This window comes from Marivirga tractuosa, from assembly GCF_042140215.1.
GTDB lineage: Bacteria > Bacteroidota > Bacteroidia > Cytophagales > Cyclobacteriaceae > Marivirga > Marivirga tractuosa_A.
The window spans coordinates 3,650,531-3,665,277 of sequence record NZ_CP159478.1 but is presented as its reverse complement, the minus strand read 5'-3'; the positions used below and the strand labels follow the sequence as shown (position 1 = coordinate 3,665,277).

Annotated in this window: 17 protein-coding genes and 2 tRNA genes; 9 read left to right on the top strand and 10 right to left on the bottom strand. The window is 33.7% G+C overall.

Annotation, left to right across the window (positions count from 1 at the left end; translation table 11 throughout):
- Nucleotides 1-43 precede the first annotated feature (43 nt).
- A complete protein-coding gene (locus tag ABWH96_RS16355; protein ID WP_375578581.1) occupies nucleotides 44-625 on the top strand; it encodes a hypothetical protein in 582 nt (193 codons plus the stop codon).
- A gap of 58 nt (nucleotides 626-683) precedes the next feature.
- Nucleotides 684-1,001, top strand: a complete 318-nt coding sequence (locus ABWH96_RS16350) for a PH domain-containing protein (RefSeq protein ID WP_375578580.1) — start codon at nucleotides 684-686, stop codon at nucleotides 999-1,001.
- 127 nt (nucleotides 1,002-1,128) lie between these two features.
- On the opposite strand, the gene ABWH96_RS16345 is transcribed toward ABWH96_RS16350, so the two are convergent.
- The 3 genes from ABWH96_RS16345 to ABWH96_RS16335 form a co-directional block, all read right to left on the bottom strand.
- On the bottom strand, nucleotides 1,129-1,551 hold the full coding sequence (locus ABWH96_RS16345; protein ID WP_375578579.1) for a secondary thiamine-phosphate synthase enzyme YjbQ: 423 nt from the start codon (nucleotides 1,549-1,551) through the stop codon (nucleotides 1,129-1,131).
- A 1,271-nt stretch (nucleotides 1,552-2,822) separates the two neighbouring features.
- Nucleotides 2,823-2,896 (bottom strand) — tRNA-Pro (locus ABWH96_RS16340).
- 118 nt (nucleotides 2,897-3,014) lie between these two features.
- Nucleotides 3,015-3,106 (bottom strand) — tRNA-Ser (locus ABWH96_RS16335).
- 509 nt (nucleotides 3,107-3,615) lie between these two features.
- On the opposite strand from ABWH96_RS16335, the gene ABWH96_RS16330 reads away from it, so the two are divergent.
- The 3 genes from ABWH96_RS16330 (at nucleotide 3,616) to ABWH96_RS16320 (ending at nucleotide 6,741) form a co-directional block, all read left to right on the top strand.
- The gene (locus tag ABWH96_RS16330) at nucleotides 3,616-4,584 is read left to right on the top strand and encodes a VWA domain-containing protein (RefSeq protein ID WP_375578578.1); all 969 of its coding nucleotides are present in this window, start codon (nucleotides 3,616-3,618) and stop codon (nucleotides 4,582-4,584) included.
- Nucleotides 4,581-5,492 carry a hypothetical protein gene (locus ABWH96_RS16325; protein WP_375578577.1) on the top strand — a complete coding sequence of 304 codons (912 nt, stop codon included), beginning with the start codon at nucleotides 4,581-4,583 and terminating at the stop codon, nucleotides 5,490-5,492. The genes ABWH96_RS16330 and ABWH96_RS16325 overlap by 4 nt, the downstream gene beginning before the upstream one ends.
- A 70-nt stretch (nucleotides 5,493-5,562) precedes the next feature.
- A complete protein-coding gene (locus ABWH96_RS16320; protein WP_375578576.1) occupies nucleotides 5,563-6,741 on the top strand; it encodes an acetyl-CoA C-acyltransferase in 1,179 nt (392 codons plus the stop codon).
- Nucleotides 6,742-6,951: 210 nt separating this feature from the next.
- On the opposite strand, the gene ABWH96_RS16315 is transcribed toward ABWH96_RS16320, so the two are convergent.
- Entirely contained in the window at nucleotides 6,952-7,125 is a 174-nt protein-coding gene (locus ABWH96_RS16315; RefSeq protein ID WP_375578575.1) for a hypothetical protein, read from the bottom strand.
- 271 nt (nucleotides 7,126-7,396) lie between these two features.
- Here ABWH96_RS16315 and ABWH96_RS16310 point away from each other — a divergent pair, with 271 nt between their 5' ends.
- A complete protein-coding gene (locus ABWH96_RS16310) occupies nucleotides 7,397-8,737 on the top strand; it encodes a toxin-antitoxin system YwqK family antitoxin (RefSeq protein ID WP_375578574.1) in 1,341 nt (446 codons plus the stop codon).
- 379 nt (nucleotides 8,738-9,116) lie between these two features.
- Here ABWH96_RS16310 and ABWH96_RS16305 read toward each other — a convergent pair whose 3' ends face one another.
- The 4 genes from ABWH96_RS16305 to ABWH96_RS16290 all read right to left on the bottom strand — a co-directional run bounded on the left by ABWH96_RS16305 (nucleotide 9,117) and on the right by ABWH96_RS16290 (nucleotide 11,087).
- Nucleotides 9,117-9,515, bottom strand: coding sequence for a magnesium citrate secondary transporter (locus ABWH96_RS16305; RefSeq protein ID WP_375578573.1), 399 nt, complete (start codon nucleotides 9,513-9,515; stop codon nucleotides 9,117-9,119).
- 2 nt (nucleotides 9,516-9,517) lie between these two features.
- Complete coding sequence (locus ABWH96_RS16300) at nucleotides 9,518-9,805, bottom strand: hypothetical protein (RefSeq protein ID WP_375578572.1); 288 nt, start codon at nucleotides 9,803-9,805, stop codon at nucleotides 9,518-9,520.
- Between the two features lie 22 nt (nucleotides 9,806-9,827).
- On the bottom strand, nucleotides 9,828-10,205 hold the full coding sequence (locus ABWH96_RS16295) for a DUF423 domain-containing protein (RefSeq protein ID WP_375578571.1): 378 nt from the start codon (nucleotides 10,203-10,205) through the stop codon (nucleotides 9,828-9,830).
- A gap of 219 nt (nucleotides 10,206-10,424) precedes the next feature.
- Nucleotides 10,425-11,087: a YggS family pyridoxal phosphate-dependent enzyme gene (locus ABWH96_RS16290; RefSeq protein WP_375578570.1), complete on the bottom strand. Its 663-nt coding sequence runs from the start codon at nucleotides 11,085-11,087 to the stop codon at nucleotides 10,425-10,427.
- Between the two features lie 189 nt (nucleotides 11,088-11,276).
- On the opposite strand from ABWH96_RS16290, the gene ABWH96_RS16285 reads away from it, so the two are divergent.
- From ABWH96_RS16285 to ABWH96_RS16275, 3 genes are read left to right on the top strand one after another with little or no spacing between them, the layout of a single operon-like run.
- Nucleotides 11,277-12,833 (top strand): GH3 auxin-responsive promoter family protein, encoded by a 1,557-nt coding sequence (locus ABWH96_RS16285; protein WP_375578569.1) that lies wholly within the window; start codon nucleotides 11,277-11,279, stop codon nucleotides 12,831-12,833.
- Nucleotides 12,834-12,836: 3 nt separating this feature from the next.
- Complete coding sequence (locus tag ABWH96_RS16280) at nucleotides 12,837-13,463, top strand: LysE family translocator (RefSeq protein WP_375578568.1); 627 nt, start codon at nucleotides 12,837-12,839, stop codon at nucleotides 13,461-13,463.
- A gap of 5 nt (nucleotides 13,464-13,468) precedes the next feature.
- A complete protein-coding gene (locus tag ABWH96_RS16275) occupies nucleotides 13,469-14,062 on the top strand; it encodes a DUF6992 family protein (protein WP_375578567.1) in 594 nt (197 codons plus the stop codon).
- Between the two features lie 23 nt (nucleotides 14,063-14,085).
- Here ABWH96_RS16275 and ABWH96_RS16270 read toward each other — a convergent pair whose 3' ends face one another.
- Nucleotides 14,086-14,442 carry a DUF5615 family PIN-like protein gene (locus ABWH96_RS16270; protein ID WP_375578566.1) on the bottom strand — a complete coding sequence of 119 codons (357 nt, stop codon included), beginning with the start codon at nucleotides 14,440-14,442 and terminating at the stop codon, nucleotides 14,086-14,088.
- A complete protein-coding gene (locus ABWH96_RS16265; RefSeq protein ID WP_375578565.1) occupies nucleotides 14,442-14,672 on the bottom strand; it encodes a DUF433 domain-containing protein in 231 nt (76 codons plus the stop codon). Before ABWH96_RS16265 ends, ABWH96_RS16270 begins: the two co-directional genes overlap by 1 nt.
- Nucleotides 14,673-14,747 lie beyond the last annotated feature (75 nt).

Below are 14,747 nucleotides of genomic sequence, written 5' to 3'. Positions count from 1 at the left end.
AACCATCTAATTCTGAAAAGAGTCTATTATTAAAACCTTGATTATGCTGAGAAAAACAATTTCAATACTTATTGCTGGATTTATTTTTCAAAGCTTGATGTCCTGTGATAGAAATTGTAACCCTGGCCCGACAATAGAAATGGTTTATACAGATTTGAACCTAGGATTAAATTCTGAAGTCAATGATGAGTTAACTCCTATTGAAGACTCAGTTCGTAAAGAAAATTTTAGGTTATTTATTTCATTTCTTCATGAAGAAAGGCAGATAACACACGCAAATGTGTTATTAAATTTTGGGTTAAATACTGCAAAAGCTTTGGATTGCGGCCCCGATCCAATTTATCCCGATTATGTTGAAGAATTAAGTATTATGATGATAAATTCAGAAGATTCTACTCAAAGAAAAGATGCTACTGATCTTTTTGTGAACAAAACTGAATCTAAGAATTATAATATAGAAGAGCTTATTGAAATAAAATCTAATGTAAGCGAATATGATCTTTTCCGCTTATCACTTTTAGAATATGACAGCATATATCAAAAGGCAAGCTTTAGCGTAACAGCAACTTTAGAATCAGGAGAAACTTTTACCCAAGAAACTGAAGAAATTATCTTTATAGATTAAGCGATTGTTTTTTACCTTGTGTAGAATTTATTCATAACAGCTTACTATAAATAAAAAAATGAAAAAGAAATATCCTTCTAAAGTATCATACGGATTGCTACTATTTATATTTGTCCTAATCGAAAATGGATTGGGACAAGGCATTTTTGTTAAAATGGTATTCCCCATTATTCTTTATGGCTTTATAGTGTATTTGTTTTTTAATACATCATATACCATTGAAAATGGTCAGTTAAAAATCAAATTTGGATTCTTTTCATTTAAACCAATTGATATAAAGGATATTAAGGAGATTTCTAAGACGAACAGTATCCTATCCTCACCAGCTCCATCATTTGATAGAATTGAAATCAAATATGGTAAACAAATATGGTAAATTAGATAGTATGCTTATTTCACCTAAGGATAAAATATCCTTCTCAAAAGATTTGACTAAACTAAATCCTGAAATCAAAAATAATCTAATTGAAAATCAATAGCATCTAAACTTAGGGCTGCAGATTTTAATCCCCTATTACCGTAATCGTAATTTTTCTACCACCTGCATGGTTTCTATGCTCACATAGATAAACGCCTTGCCAAGTTCCAGTTAGTAGTTTGCCGTTTTGTATAGGCACACTTACTGAACTTCCCAAAAGGGAAGCTTTAATATGGGCAGGCATGTCATCCGGCCCTTCTTGGGTATGTTGGTAATAATCCATGTTTTCTGGCACCATTTTATTAAAATGTCTTTCAAAATCTCCTCTTACGGTGGGGTCGGCATTTTCATTTAAGGTTAGCCCAGCAGAAGTATGATGGATAAAAATATGCGCAATTCCCGCTTTGATATCTTTCAGCTGAGGCATATGGTCTTCAATCTCTCTTTCTATTAAATGAAATCCGCGAGGGAAGGGGCGAAGCTGGAAGGTTTTTTGAATAGTTGGCATAAAGATTTTTATTCGAATTTAAGTAGGATAGGACTTATTTGCCAAATATGAAGAGAGCAATTGATATAAATTTTCATTAGATTAGAATTAATGAGCTATAAAAATATTTTTATAGCTCATAAAAACTTAAATTATTGAGCTTTAAATAAAATTCAGGTCTAATGTTTTGGAAATAGGTCTAGATAAATGCTTTTTAGATCACACTAGGAATGAAAACATTAGAAATGAAATAAGAATCAGCTAAAAAATCAATTAACTAAAGAACGTGCAAATAAAAACGCAGGATTAGAGTAATAAATATAAAGCAGAGTGATTTAAGAAATCTATAAAAAAGCAAGCAAAACATATAAATATATCTAATTGATAAGTGTTATAGGTGGTTATATGCTTGTTACGCTTGCTTATTTTGCTTGTGTTGCTTTATTTATATTTGATTTATTTTAGAAAAATATGAATATAAACGGAAAATAATGGAAACATAATTCATGTTTTATGAAAAATAGTTAATGAATTTGACCGAAACCCACTATTTTAGCTTGCTTGTACTTGTGGAAAAGTTTTGTAAAAAAATATTTCACTTCTAAACTATATAAATAATTAAATATTTTTTAATATATAGGTGTATAAACATTTGATATACAGTAATTTAAACACTTATCCACAATAAGAAGTTGGTAATTTTTCAAGCTTGCGTAATTATTTTAATCGGTCTATATTTGATGTAAGCTCAACAAAAAAACCTATGAAGGGTGAGTCCATAGGTTAGTGCGATTGAGTGACACTTAAATATAATTTTCATGTACACTTTAGTTGATGTGCTATCGACAGTAGCACAAGCTTTAGGGATCTTACACTTCATTTGGGAAGTGTATAAGTATCTAAAGCAGTAGTAGTTAAAAGAGGGTGTCACAGACATCCTCTTTTATATCACAATGATAAATTGAATAGTTGACTATTAAAAATTTTTAAGAAAAATATTATAAAAATATTATAAAAATTTTATAAGGATATTATAGTGAAGATGAAAAGCTTTTCCATTGGTAGTGGAATTACTGTGTTTGTATTATTAAGTATTGTATTGATTTTACTATTCGATTGGCTATTGTATATTGAATTCTTTAAGAAGTCGAATGAATTAAATTATTATGATGCTAATCAATAATTCTTAAGAAGTAATGAGTTAATAATAATCTCATCCTGCCCGAGATATTTTTCATTTTCACTTTGAAGCATAAAAAAAGCCCTATACATTACGTATAAGGCTTTATTAGTCGGGGTGGCAGGATTCGAACCTACGACCTCCTCGTCCCAAACGAGGCGCGATACCGGGCTACGCTACACCCCGAGATTTTATTGTTAATCTCTTTTTTGTTTAAAGAACTCTTGAAAACTTATCTCCGAAATTACAATTTGTAATTTTGGTAATTTAGCTTCTCCGAGCAAACAGTTTTTATAAGAACTTCTGGCGGAGAGAGGGGGATTCGAACCCCCGGTACGCTTTAACACGTACGCATGTTTAGCAAACATGTGGTTTCAGCCACTCACCCACCTCTCCGGGTTTTTAACTCAAATCCCCTCCTCGTTTCCGAAAAGTGATGCAAATATAAAGGAAGTTTTTCGTGTATACCAAATCGCAATCAAAATAAATCTAACTTTTTTTCGAGATATTTTTCATCTTACTGTCAGCCAGTAAATTAATCTTTCAATAAAAGACCACACCTGCTCAGTGTCTGACGGTTTTCACCGTCTGACGCATATATCACAGACTAATCTTACATCAAACACTTTAGCCACAAAACGGTCAGACGGGATTAGAGCATTGTTATATTATTTTTGCATTTGGGGAGCTTTATGCTTTAAAGATAATATTTGAAACCCGTCAGACCGTGAATTGCAGACCTCTTGCTTAGCGTCTGACGGTTAGAACCGTCTGACGCATACATCAAAGCGATATAAAACTACAAAAAACATAACAAGCGAATCTTTATTCCGTTTTATGAATCTTAGCTGCAATCATCGTTGCCCTTTACGATTGCTTTTATATTTTTGTAAAAATTAAAATCTATGACTTGGATTCACTCCCTCGGGGCGGAAGAGATTATATTTATCATCATTTTTTTAGTGCTCTATTTGGCTTATACTTATAGGGTATTCACTGTAGCCAAAAGAGTTGGTCAGGCTTACTCTAATATCCTACCAAAATTTCTTTTGAGATCAGCCATTTTTGCTTTATTGATTGTTTCACTTCTGGGGCCTTCCTTTGGGGATGATAAAAAGGAAATCAAGGCGGTAGGGAAAGATATAATGATAGCAGTAGATTTATCTGCTTCCATGGACGCAAATGATGTGGCACCTTCAAGGTTAGAAAAAATCAAATATGAATTGAAAAATATAGTAGATGCTTTCAACTCTGATAGAATTGGGCTTTTAATATTTTCTTCCGAGTCCTTTGTACAATGTCCGCTTACTTACGACCAAAATGCACTGAATTTATTTATTGAAACCTTAAATACAGGCTTGGTGCCGGGTAGCAGCACGGATTTTGGTGGTGCACTCAATATGGCTCATGAAAAATTGACTTCCGAAGATGCTCCTTCTACTCAACAGAAATCTAAAATCATTATTTTAATTAGCGATGGGGAAGATTTCGGGGATGATACTGGAGGTGCAGTTTCCAAAATCAATGATTCAGGAATCCGTTTATTTTCATTAGGTGTAGGAACGGAAGAGGGCAGTAAAATCAGAACACGAAGAGGTTTTAGAAAAGATAAAAGCGGAAATGATATCATCACAAAATTGGATTCTCGTTCATTAGAGGATCTAGCTGATCAAACGGATGGAGAATATTTTGAAATTAACAAAAGTGATAACGAAGTAGGTAGGTTAATTTCTACAATTAACAATATTGAAGGGGAATTAAAAGACGCAAAAACTGTTGATGTATCAGCTAATAAATATTTTTATTTCTTGATGGCAGCTATAATTTTATTAATCTTAGATTTAGTGACCACACTTAAAATCATTAAAATATGAAGAATATTGTAATCATATTTATCGGATTATTTACTTCTTTTCAGTTATCGGCTATCGATCCTGTAGGGAAAATAGCCAAAGCCAATGCGGCTAAGGAAAGAGCAGAAGAAGCCTTTTCTAATGGTGATTTCGAAAAGGTAGTAGAGCACTATTCTTATCTTCTAGATTCATTGAATTATGAAAGTCCAGAAGCGGAGTTGTATAGAGCACATGCCTATTTTCAATTAAAGGATACAGTTAATGCTTTTGATGCTTATAGAAGAGTTGCGGATGCTTCAAATCCTCAATTAAAATCAAAAGCTATGTTGCAGATGGGAAATCTTTCTGAAATGCAAAAAGAATATGAAAGTGCACTTTCTTTTTTTAAGGAAGCTTTGAAGACGGATCCTACCAATAATAAAGCCCGCTACAACTATGAGTTGTTGAAAAAGAAAATGCAGGAGCAGGAAAAGCAAAATCAGGATCAGGATCAGAACCAAGATCAAGATCAAAAGGATCAAGAAAAGCAGGATCAGAAGAATAAGGATCAGCAAAACAAAGAAAGTGAAGATTCTGAAAACCAACAGCAAGACGAAAATCAAGAGAAAAGTCAGGAGGATCAGGAAGCTGAAGATCAACAACAAAAAGACGATGCTGAGCAGCAAGATGGAGAGCAAAGTGAGCAAGAGAAAGGAAAAGAACAAGAGGAGCAGCAACAGCAGCAAGAACAAAAGGAAGGTGAGGAGCAAAAGGACGGAGAGGAGCAAGAGATGAGCCCGAGTACAAAACAGAAATTGGATGAGATGAATATTTCTGAGGAAAAAGCCCAAATGATATTGGAAGCATTAAGAAATAAAGAATCGCAATATTTTCAGCAGCTAAGAAAGAAAGCTACTAAAAAGCAAGATTCGGGAAAGCCTGATTGGTAATCTGGGTTTGGGTTTTATCTAAGGCTTATTTTAATTAATTTTACATTGAAACGACTAAAATAAAATAATAATGCAAGAAGTATATATTGTGTCTGCGGTAAGGACACCAATCGGAAGTTTTGGAGGAAGTTTAGCCAGTTTAAGTGCCATTGATTTGGGTTCGGCAGCTATTAAAGGAGCTTTATCTAAAGCCAATGTAGATGCTAAAGAAGTGAATGAAGTATTCATGGGAAATGTAGTATCAGCTAATTTGGGTCAGGCTCCGGCAAGACAGGCTGCCATAGCTGCTGGAATTGGCTTCAATGTTCCATGTACAACCGTTAATAAAGTTTGTTCATCAGGTATGAAATCTGTGATGTTTGGTGCGCAAAGTATCATGCTAGGTCATGCTGATACTATTGTAGCTGGTGGAATGGAAAGCATGTCTAATATTCCTTATTACATTCCTAAAGCTCGTTATGGCTATAAATACGGAAATGGAGAATTAGTAGACGGCCTGTTAAACGATGGTTTATGGGAAGTATATAACAAATTCCCGATGGGAAATTGTGCAGACAATACTGCCAAAGAAATGAAAATAAGCCGTGAACAGCAGGATGAATATGCTATCAATTCTTACAAAAGAGTTGCAAAAGCAACTGAAGATGGCAGCTTCAAAGAAGAGATTGTTCCAGTTGAGGTTCCCCAAAGAAAAGGCGATCCATTGGTGATCTCAGAGGATGAAGAATTCAAAAATGTAAGATTTGAAAAAATCCCTTCTTTAAGACCTGTTTTTGCAAAAGATGGAACTGTGACTGCAGCTAATGCTTCAACCATTAATGATGGAGCATCAGCATTGGTATTGATGAGCAAAGAAAAAGCAGATGCTTTAGGCATAAAGCCAATTGCTAAAATTAGAGGTTTTGGTGATGCAGCTCAAGATCCACTTTGGTTTACTACCGCTCCATCTTTAGCTATTCCTATTGCGATGAAAAGAGCAGGAGTGAGCAAAGAAGAAGTTGATTTTTATGAAATCAATGAAGCTTTCTCTGCAGTAGCAATTGCAAACAATATGGAATTAGGCTTAGATCCTGAAAAAGTAAATGTATACGGTGGTGCAGTTGCATTAGGTCATCCATTAGGTGCTTCCGGTGCTAGAATTATGACAACTTTATATTCTGTATTAAACCAGAAAAATGGTAAAATCGGGGTAGCTGGTATTTGCAATGGTGGTGGAGGAGCTTCTGCTATTGTAATTGAGAAAATGTAGTTAGAAAGTTTACAGTAATTTTATAATACTTCAACAGCTTGTAATTTATTTTTACAAGCTGTTTTTCCATTAACTCAATTTGTAATTTCCAATGTAAAAAAAGTATACAAAATTGATTATGAAACTAATGCTGAAACCTCATTAGAAATTAGAATAATATTCAGAAGTATACCGCAAACAAAGACATTCCAGAATTTGATGCGTCTTGAATTATCCTATTCTCTTTAACATACCAATACCTGAAACAAAAAATATAAATCCTAAAATAGTCATAGCCCAGGAGTTCAGGTTGATTAAAGGAGTACCAAATATGCCCAGAACTCCAAAAATCAATCCTATTGCACCAGCAATGGTTAAAATTATTCCAATTATCTTAATAGCCATTAAAGAGTAGATTTGTTTAAAAATACTAATGTACGATAAAAATTGAGCATAGTTATGCAAATGCAATTAGGAAGCTTTAAACCTAAAAACAATTATTTCAACCCTGCAAATAAGACCAACTTTATTTTTGATTGAAAATTTACATAGATATTGAACTTAATTGTTGAAGAATTTGTGAATTCCATATACTTTTCAATCATTCTATAATATTTTAACAGCTTCTTAGTTATCTTTACAAGCAGTTTCTCATTAATACTATTTAAAATTTCCGATGCGAATTTATTTTCTTTTCATTTCTTTATTTTACTTCTCTATACAAGTCTTGAGTGCTCAGGAATTACAGAAAATTTCCAATTACTACGATAGTGCGGAAAACAAAAAAACCAAAGAGGTTTACTTTATATCCAATGGGGATAGCAGTCAAATAGAAGGCGATTATAAAAAATATTACGAAAGTGGCGAGCTGATGGCAAAAGGCTCATTTGAAGACGGAAAAGAGGACGGTTTGTTTGAGATGTTTTATCCTGATGGAAAACTCATGCGAACTACTGAGTTTGCAGATGGAAGCAGAACGGGAAAGACCGTTGTCTTTGGCAAAGAAGGAAATGTGCTGCAAGAAGCATATTTTGAAAATGATACTTTAAATGGAAAACTGAAACTCTACTATCCAGATGGTCAATTGAAAAGTGAAAGTGATTTTAAAGATGGAAAGCCAGATGGGGAAGTTTTAGAATATTTTCCGGATGGTGTTTTAGCACAGAAAATCATCTATAAAAGAGGTGAACCAAATGGCATAACTGAACGGTATTATCCTAATGGGAACATGAAAACCGAAGAACATTATGTGGATGGTAAGTTAAGTGGTGAGTTCAAAACCTTTTTCGAAAATGGACAGCTAGAGACTGTTTTTGAAAATCAAAAAGGAGTAAAAACTGGAGAATTTAAAAATTATGACCGAGAAGGTAACTTACTTTTAATTGGTTATTATAAAAATGGAAAATTAGACGGTGAAAATATTTCTTACTACCCGAGTGGAGATGTTAAAACAGAGCGAAATTATAAAGAGGGTTTCCTAACTGGGGAGTTTAAAGAATATAATAAAGAAGGACAGCTAAAAACTAAAACTATCTATTCAAATGAAGCAAAAGATAAAGAAGTGGAGGAGTTCTGGCAGAATGGAGAGTTAAAATCTAAAAATTATTATAAAGGTGATGAGCCTTTCGGTGAGTGGGAATTTTATGATGAAGATGGAAATTTAGTAAAAATTGAAAACTATAGTAACGGTCAGCTACATGGTGCTTTTGCCAAATATTTTCCAAATGGAGAATTAAAATATGAAGTAAATTACCAGGCAGGTAAAAAGTCTGGATTAGAAATTTCGTATTTCAAAAATGGGCAGGAAAAAGAAACCACCATTTATAAATTTGGGAAAGCCCATGGTGAACATTTTAACTATCATGAAAATGGAGAAGTGGCATTAAGTGCTAAATATGCGGGAAATAAAAAGGTTGAAGCGTGGGAATACTTTAATGAAGAAGGCGAATGGCTAAAAACGGAAATCTACTTCAATGATAAGCTCCAAGAAACCAAATTTCCTGAAGAAGAGAATTAAGACTCCTAGCCCCCAAAGCCTACTTTTTATTCCCTCAAAGGAGGAATCTCAATACTATTAAGTTAGGGAAATTTCCTAAACGAGTTTTTCGCTAAAGCGAAAAAACTTTTGTTTTCTTTTGACTCTTTTGTGGTTAAAAAAGAATGTTTGTTAATCTGTACCAATGGTAGCACATTCCCCACCACGACTTGTCCCGTATTTATCGGGAAAAGTAACAAGAGAACACAAAAGAAAATAACCAAGGTTATTTTTTAGGATTGCAGTGAACGATACGGATTCAAAGCTTAGCTTAATAGCATTTAGGAGAATCTAAAGCGAGTCCACTGTTTCAAGCGTCCCGCTTGAACCATTAGGAAAAGGAAGAAAATTAAATTTGAAACTACAACTCATTCAAAACAGCCAAATATTCTCCCTTCACTTTTTTGCTAACCAAATTGTAAAACATAATTCCACCTAAGGCATACAATACAATATCAATCCAATCAGCAGTGTAAATAGAAGGATTAACAAATGGTAAAATTCCTTCAAACAATATGCTGTAAAAAATCACAGTTATGATGATTGCATTTTTATCTAGAAAATATAAGTCCTTTACGGGATGAATCCATTGAATAACCTGAGTACCTAGTCCCAATATGATAGGCATACAAACTAAATCATCAAGATAGGCATGTAAAATTGGAATAGAATAATTAAAGCTTTTTTCAATTAATTGGTGAACCAAAAACAGCAAAATACTTAGATAAACTAGTGGGTGTTTTAAAGTCTTGAAATTCATCTTTAGAGTGGTAAAACAGCAGCTAACCAAGCGAAAAAACCTACAATAGACATGATTACTATATAAGTTATATTTCCTGTCTTCTTCGCAAATCTTACGAAAGCACTATCATCTTCTTTTATGGTAAACATCCATTTATCAAGTTGCTCTTGCTTGTACTTTTTGATTTTCTCCAGTCTTTCTGTTGTAGGATCTTGAATGATTTCACCACAATTAGAGCATTTCTGTTTGCCTGAACCTTCAATAGTATTCCACTCTCCGCAATTTTTACATTTTACCGAATTAGCCATGTTAAACTATACGGCAAGTGTATTAGGCGGTTTTATAAATTCCTATAGCTAAAAGCACCCATGCAGCAATAAGAAATAAACCACCAATTGGAGTGATAGCCCCTAATTTTGTAATTCCAGTAGCACAAAGCACATATAAACTTCCTGAGAAAATAATGGTGCCAATTAAAAATGAATAGGAAGCATAATTTAAAAATCTATGCTGAAAATGAATCATCAATATCCCTAAGAGAATCATTGCCAAACTGTGGTACATCTGATATTTTACGGCTGTTTCATAAGTTTCCAGCCTACCTGAAGCAGTTAAACTATCCTTCAAAGCATGAGCCCCAAAAGCACCCAAAATAACGGATATTGCACCTGAAATACTCCCTACAATTATTATCAATTTACTTGTCATGTTTTTTAAATTTTAAGTATCGAGTAGCTAGTATCAAGTATCTAGAAAAACTGCCAACTTCATAATTCCCACTTTATTTCTATTTTTAATCTAATTCCGGTCTGACCTGTAGTACTGACCTAATCATCCAACAACCCTCATCCATCAGTATTGAGTAATGAGTAGTTAGTATTTTGTACAAAGTAACTCCGATCTTCCAACTTCATACTTCCAACTCAATCAATTCCTCTCTCCAAAAATCTTACTCCCAATCCTAACCATTGTGCTGCCTTCTTCTATAGCTATTTCGTAATCTCCGCTCATACCCATGGATAATTCCTTCAGGTTGAGTTTTTCATCATTGTATTGCTCGGCAGTTTTATCAAATAGTTTTTTCAGACTTTTAAATTCCCTTCTTATTTTTTCAGTATCATCCGTAAAAGTAGCCATTCCCATCAAGCCTTGCACTTCCACATGTTCCATTTCTTTGAAAGCTTCAGAAGACAATAATTCATGCAATTCCTGCTCATCTAAGCCGTATTTATTTTCTTCCTCTGCAATATGGATTTGTAGCAATACGGGAATCACTCTGTCGATTTTTTTGCCTTGTTTATTGATTTCTTTTAGCAAACGAACGCTATCTACAGAATGAATAAGGTGTACAAAAGGAGCAATATATTTCACCTTATTTCGCTGCAAATGACCAATCATATGCCATTCAATATCCTTAGGTAATGCTTCAGCTTTATCGGTAAGTTCCTGAACCTTATTTTCGCCTAATGCTCTTTGTCCAGCCTCATAAGCTTCCATCAAATCCTCATTGGGTTTGGTCTTGCTCACAGCCACCAAATGGCAGATACCTAAAGACTCCTTAACTGATGATAAATTTTCTGCTATACTCATTGAAATCCTTTTAGAATGTTAATTCGGTAAAATAAATTATTATTGACTTTATGATAAAGTTATTTTTATATATTTTGAATGTTATATATTTGTCTATTGGACTATTTTTTAATAATTAATTTCAAAGGTAAAAGTTTAAGTTTTTACATTGATTAAATTTTCAACTTTTGAGCATCAACCACAAAATAAATGACACTTTTAGGTAATCTTATTAAACAAGGGATACGGATTCGAGAGAGTTTAGATCAGGATTATACGCCCCCTTTTGAATTACAGAAAGCAGAGTTTCGTAAACTCATCATAGGATCCCGCAATACGCAATTTGGTAAAGCTTATAATTTCTCAGGAATATTACAATCTTTAAAAAAACAAGATGGTAAAAGCTTTTATGAAGATTTCAAAGCTCAGGTTCCGGTACATGATTATAATAAAATGTATCAAGAATGGTGGCATAAATGTCTGGAAGGTGAGAAAGACGTAACCTGGCACGGTGCAATCAAATATTTTGCTTTAAGTTCTGGCACATCAGGGGCTTCATCCAAACATATTCCAGTTTCTTTGGAGATGGTGAAAGCCATACAAAAAACCAGTGTACGACAAATTTTATCACTATCTCGCTATGAAGGTTTACCTTCTTCAGTATTTGAAGGCGGAACTTTGATGGTAGGAGGGAGCACTGATCTGCAGGATAATGGAAATTATGCAGAAGGTGATTTGAGCGGAATTACCACTTCCAGAATCCCGTTCTGGTTTCAACGTTTTTACAAACCAGGAAAGGCTATATCTAGAAGAAAAGATTGGGAAGATAAATTGGAGCAAATGACACTCAAGGCCAAAGATTGGAATATCACCATTATTGCAGGGGTTCCGGCCTGGATTACGATTTTAATTGAGAAAATCATAAAGCATTATAATCTTAATAACATTCATGAAATATGGCCGAATTTTGAGATTTATGTGCACGGTGGAGTTGCTTTTGAGCCCTATAAACAGGGTTTTCAGCGATTGCTAGGTAGGGATATTAATTACATAGAGACCTATCTAGCATCAGAAGGATTTATTGCATTTCAGGCTAATCAAGGTGTAGATAGCATGAGATTGGTGCTTAATAATGGAATATTTTACGAATTCATTCCCTTCACTGAAGAGAATTTTGATGATGAGGGAAATATGCTGGAAAACCCACAAACTTTAATGGTAGATGAAATAGAGGAAAATGTGGAATATGCCTTGCTGATATCTACTTGCTCGGGTGCGTGGCGCTATTTAATAGGCGATACGATTAAATTTGTTTCAAAAGCAGATTCTGAAATTGTAATTACTGGTAGAACCAAGCATTTCCTAAGTTTATGTGGTGAGCATCTTTCTGTGGATAATATGAACCATGCACTTTCGGATGTGGCCAATGATATGGGATTTGATTTAAAGGAATTTACAGTCTTAGGTGTGAAACATGGTTCTTTATTTGGCCATAATTGGTATGTTGGAACAGATAATACAGGAATTGATGAGGCAAAATTAAAAGAGAAGTTAGATGATCGACTAAAGGAGTTGAACGATGATTATAAAGTAGAAAGAATTGCTGCCCTAAAAGATATTACGGTTAAAGTTCTTCCGAATGATGTATTTATTGAATTCATGGAAAGAAGCGGGAAAGTAGGTGGTCAAAACAAATTCCCTAGGGTTTTAAAAGGAGATAAACAAAAAGCTTGGTTAGATTTCCTAGCAGAAAAAAGCATTAAATAATATATGATTGCAGTTATCACCAAAGGTGTATTGTTTGGTTTGTTGCTGGCCGTAATGTTGGGGCCGGTATTCTTTGCATTAATTCAAAATAGTATAATAAAAGGTTTTAAAGCAGGGATTTATATGGCTTTAGGTATTGCTGTGGCTGATACTGCCTATATCTTCCTGATGTATTTTAGTGTAAGGCTTTTTGAAAATAATGATACTGTTTCAGTTTGGATGGGTGTCTTAGGAGGACTGATTATTTTAATAACAGGAATTCTGAGTCTAAGAAAAAAGAGCATAAAGCTGGAGGAACAGAAAGTAAATACGATAAGGTCGAATTTTTTTAAACAGTTTGCCAAAGGATTTATTTTAAATGGAATAAATCCTTTTGTTTTGCTTTATTGGCTGGGTGTAATGACTTTAGTAACCAAAAGTTATCAATATGATCATAATGAAGTGGTTGTATTTTTCTCTTCTATAATTGGGACATTATTGATAACTGATTTCTCAAAAGTAGCTCTTTCCCACCGATTGAGAGCTTGGGTAACGCCAAAGAGGTTAAATATTATGAACAAAATAGTGGGAGTAGCACTTATACTGTTTTCATTTAGGCTATTTTACCATGCCATAGAACACTATAATTAATCGCTATGAAGAAATTATTCATTACTCTGTTTTTAAGCTTATTCCTTTTCAGTTTTGATGTGTTTTCACAAAATACAAGCATTGCTCAGGCTTATGAAAGGGATGTGAAAATCAGAAAAACAGGTATGGCCATATTAGGTACTTGGGCTGTAGGGAATATGATTACTGGCGCAATTGGTAGGAGTCAAGCCAGTGGTCAAACAGCTTATTTTCATGAAATGAATTTGATTTGGAATGTGGTGAATTTAGGAATAGCAGGAGCAGGGTATTACTTTACAGCTAAAGGGGATATGCCTGAAAGTGCTTCAGCATTATTGAATGATCAAGTAAGCTTTCAGAAAACATTACTTTTCAATGCGGGCTTGGATTTAGCGTATATAGCAGGAGGTTTTTATTTAATGGAAAGAGCTAAAAATACGACAATTAGACCCGAGCGATTAAAAGGCTATGGTAAATCTGTGATTTTGCAAGGCAGCTTTCTCTTTGTATTTGATATCATTCTTCATACCATCCACAGCAAACAAAGTAGCCAGTTTTCAGATTTTTTATCTCATGTGCAAATAGGGTCGAATCAGGTAGGGATTGTTTTGGGGTTTTAAATAAAGTATTTACTTACTTGGGTTTATGGTCTATAAGTAATTCCATCCTTATTGAACTCAATAAAGAATGATTTTTCTGATTCTAATCTTTTTAGATTTCCAATATTTTCTTCAAAGATTGTAATCAATAATTGATTCGATATGTTTCCCAAACTTATTTTTAGAAGTTTTCTAGGAGTGTTTTTGACTCTATAAGAATCTTCGAAATCAGAATCTTTAGTGATTACCACATAATCTTTCTTATCAGCGAATTCACAGATATCGGAATCTTTAGTTTCTGATTTATTGAGAATTTCATTTACATGAATAGCATCAAATCCAATTGATTTTAATGTATTAACTATTTTATATGATATATGGACATCACATAAAAATTTCATTAGGCAACATCTTTTATCGTTTGACCTTTTAAATAAAGGTTAACAAAATTTAAACTAGCCAAGATGTCTTCTTTCTCTAACTCAGGGTGGTCTTCCAATATTTCTTCATTTGTCATTCCTGATCCTAACAAGTCAATAATAACTTCGACAGGCCATCTCATTCCTCTAATACAAGGTTTTCCGTGACAAATTTCCTGATCTATAGTAATCCTTTTTAATAGCTCTTTCATGTGTATAAGTTTGTTTTCAACGGCCACATAGAATTCAATAATTTTTTTCATCCTCGCTTAGTATATTGAGGACTC

What these genes read in the sequence shown, in the direction of transcription:
- ABWH96_RS16345 (WP_375578579.1), bottom strand. Translation starts at nt 1,551, where the DNA reads ATGCCAACTATTCAAAAAACCTTCCAGCTTCGCCCCTTCCCTCGCGGA.
- ABWH96_RS16355 (WP_375578581.1), top strand. Translation starts at nt 44, where the DNA reads ATGCTGAGAAAAACAATTTCAATACTTATTGCTGGATTTATTTTTCAA.
- ABWH96_RS16290 (WP_375578570.1), bottom strand. Translation starts at nt 11,087, where the DNA reads ATGAGTATAGCAGAAAATTTATCATCAGTTAAGGAGTCTTTAGGTATC.
- ABWH96_RS16350 (WP_375578580.1), top strand. Translation starts at nt 684, where the DNA reads ATGAAAAAGAAATATCCTTCTAAAGTATCATACGGATTGCTACTATTT.
- ABWH96_RS16315 (WP_375578575.1), bottom strand. Translation starts at nt 7,125, where the DNA reads ATGGCTATTAAGATAATTGGAATAATTTTAACCATTGCTGGTGCAATA.
- ABWH96_RS16330 (WP_375578578.1), top strand. Translation starts at nt 3,616, where the DNA reads ATGACTTGGATTCACTCCCTCGGGGCGGAAGAGATTATATTTATCATC.
- ABWH96_RS16280 (WP_375578568.1), top strand. Translation starts at nt 12,837, where the DNA reads ATGATTGCAGTTATCACCAAAGGTGTATTGTTTGGTTTGTTGCTGGCC.
- ABWH96_RS16310 (WP_375578574.1), top strand. Translation starts at nt 7,397, where the DNA reads ATGCGAATTTATTTTCTTTTCATTTCTTTATTTTACTTCTCTATACAA.
- ABWH96_RS16300 (WP_375578572.1), bottom strand. Translation starts at nt 9,805, where the DNA reads ATGGCTAATTCGGTAAAATGTAAAAATTGCGGAGAGTGGAATACTATT.
- ABWH96_RS16305 (WP_375578573.1), bottom strand. Translation starts at nt 9,515, where the DNA reads ATGAATTTCAAGACTTTAAAACACCCACTAGTTTATCTAAGTATTTTG.
- ABWH96_RS16295 (WP_375578571.1), bottom strand. Translation starts at nt 10,205, where the DNA reads ATGACAAGTAAATTGATAATAATTGTAGGGAGTATTTCAGGTGCAATA.
- ABWH96_RS16320 (WP_375578576.1), top strand. Translation starts at nt 5,563, where the DNA reads ATGCAAGAAGTATATATTGTGTCTGCGGTAAGGACACCAATCGGAAGT.
- ABWH96_RS16265 (WP_375578565.1), bottom strand. Translation starts at nt 14,672, where the DNA reads ATGAAAGAGCTATTAAAAAGGATTACTATAGATCAGGAAATTTGTCAC.
- ABWH96_RS16270 (WP_375578566.1), bottom strand. Translation starts at nt 14,442, where the DNA reads ATGAAATTTTTATGTGATGTCCATATATCATATAAAATAGTTAATACA.
- ABWH96_RS16285 (WP_375578569.1), top strand. Translation starts at nt 11,277, where the DNA reads ATGACACTTTTAGGTAATCTTATTAAACAAGGGATACGGATTCGAGAG.
- ABWH96_RS16275 (WP_375578567.1), top strand. Translation starts at nt 13,469, where the DNA reads ATGAAGAAATTATTCATTACTCTGTTTTTAAGCTTATTCCTTTTCAGT.
- ABWH96_RS16325 (WP_375578577.1), top strand. Translation starts at nt 4,581, where the DNA reads ATGAAGAATATTGTAATCATATTTATCGGATTATTTACTTCTTTTCAG.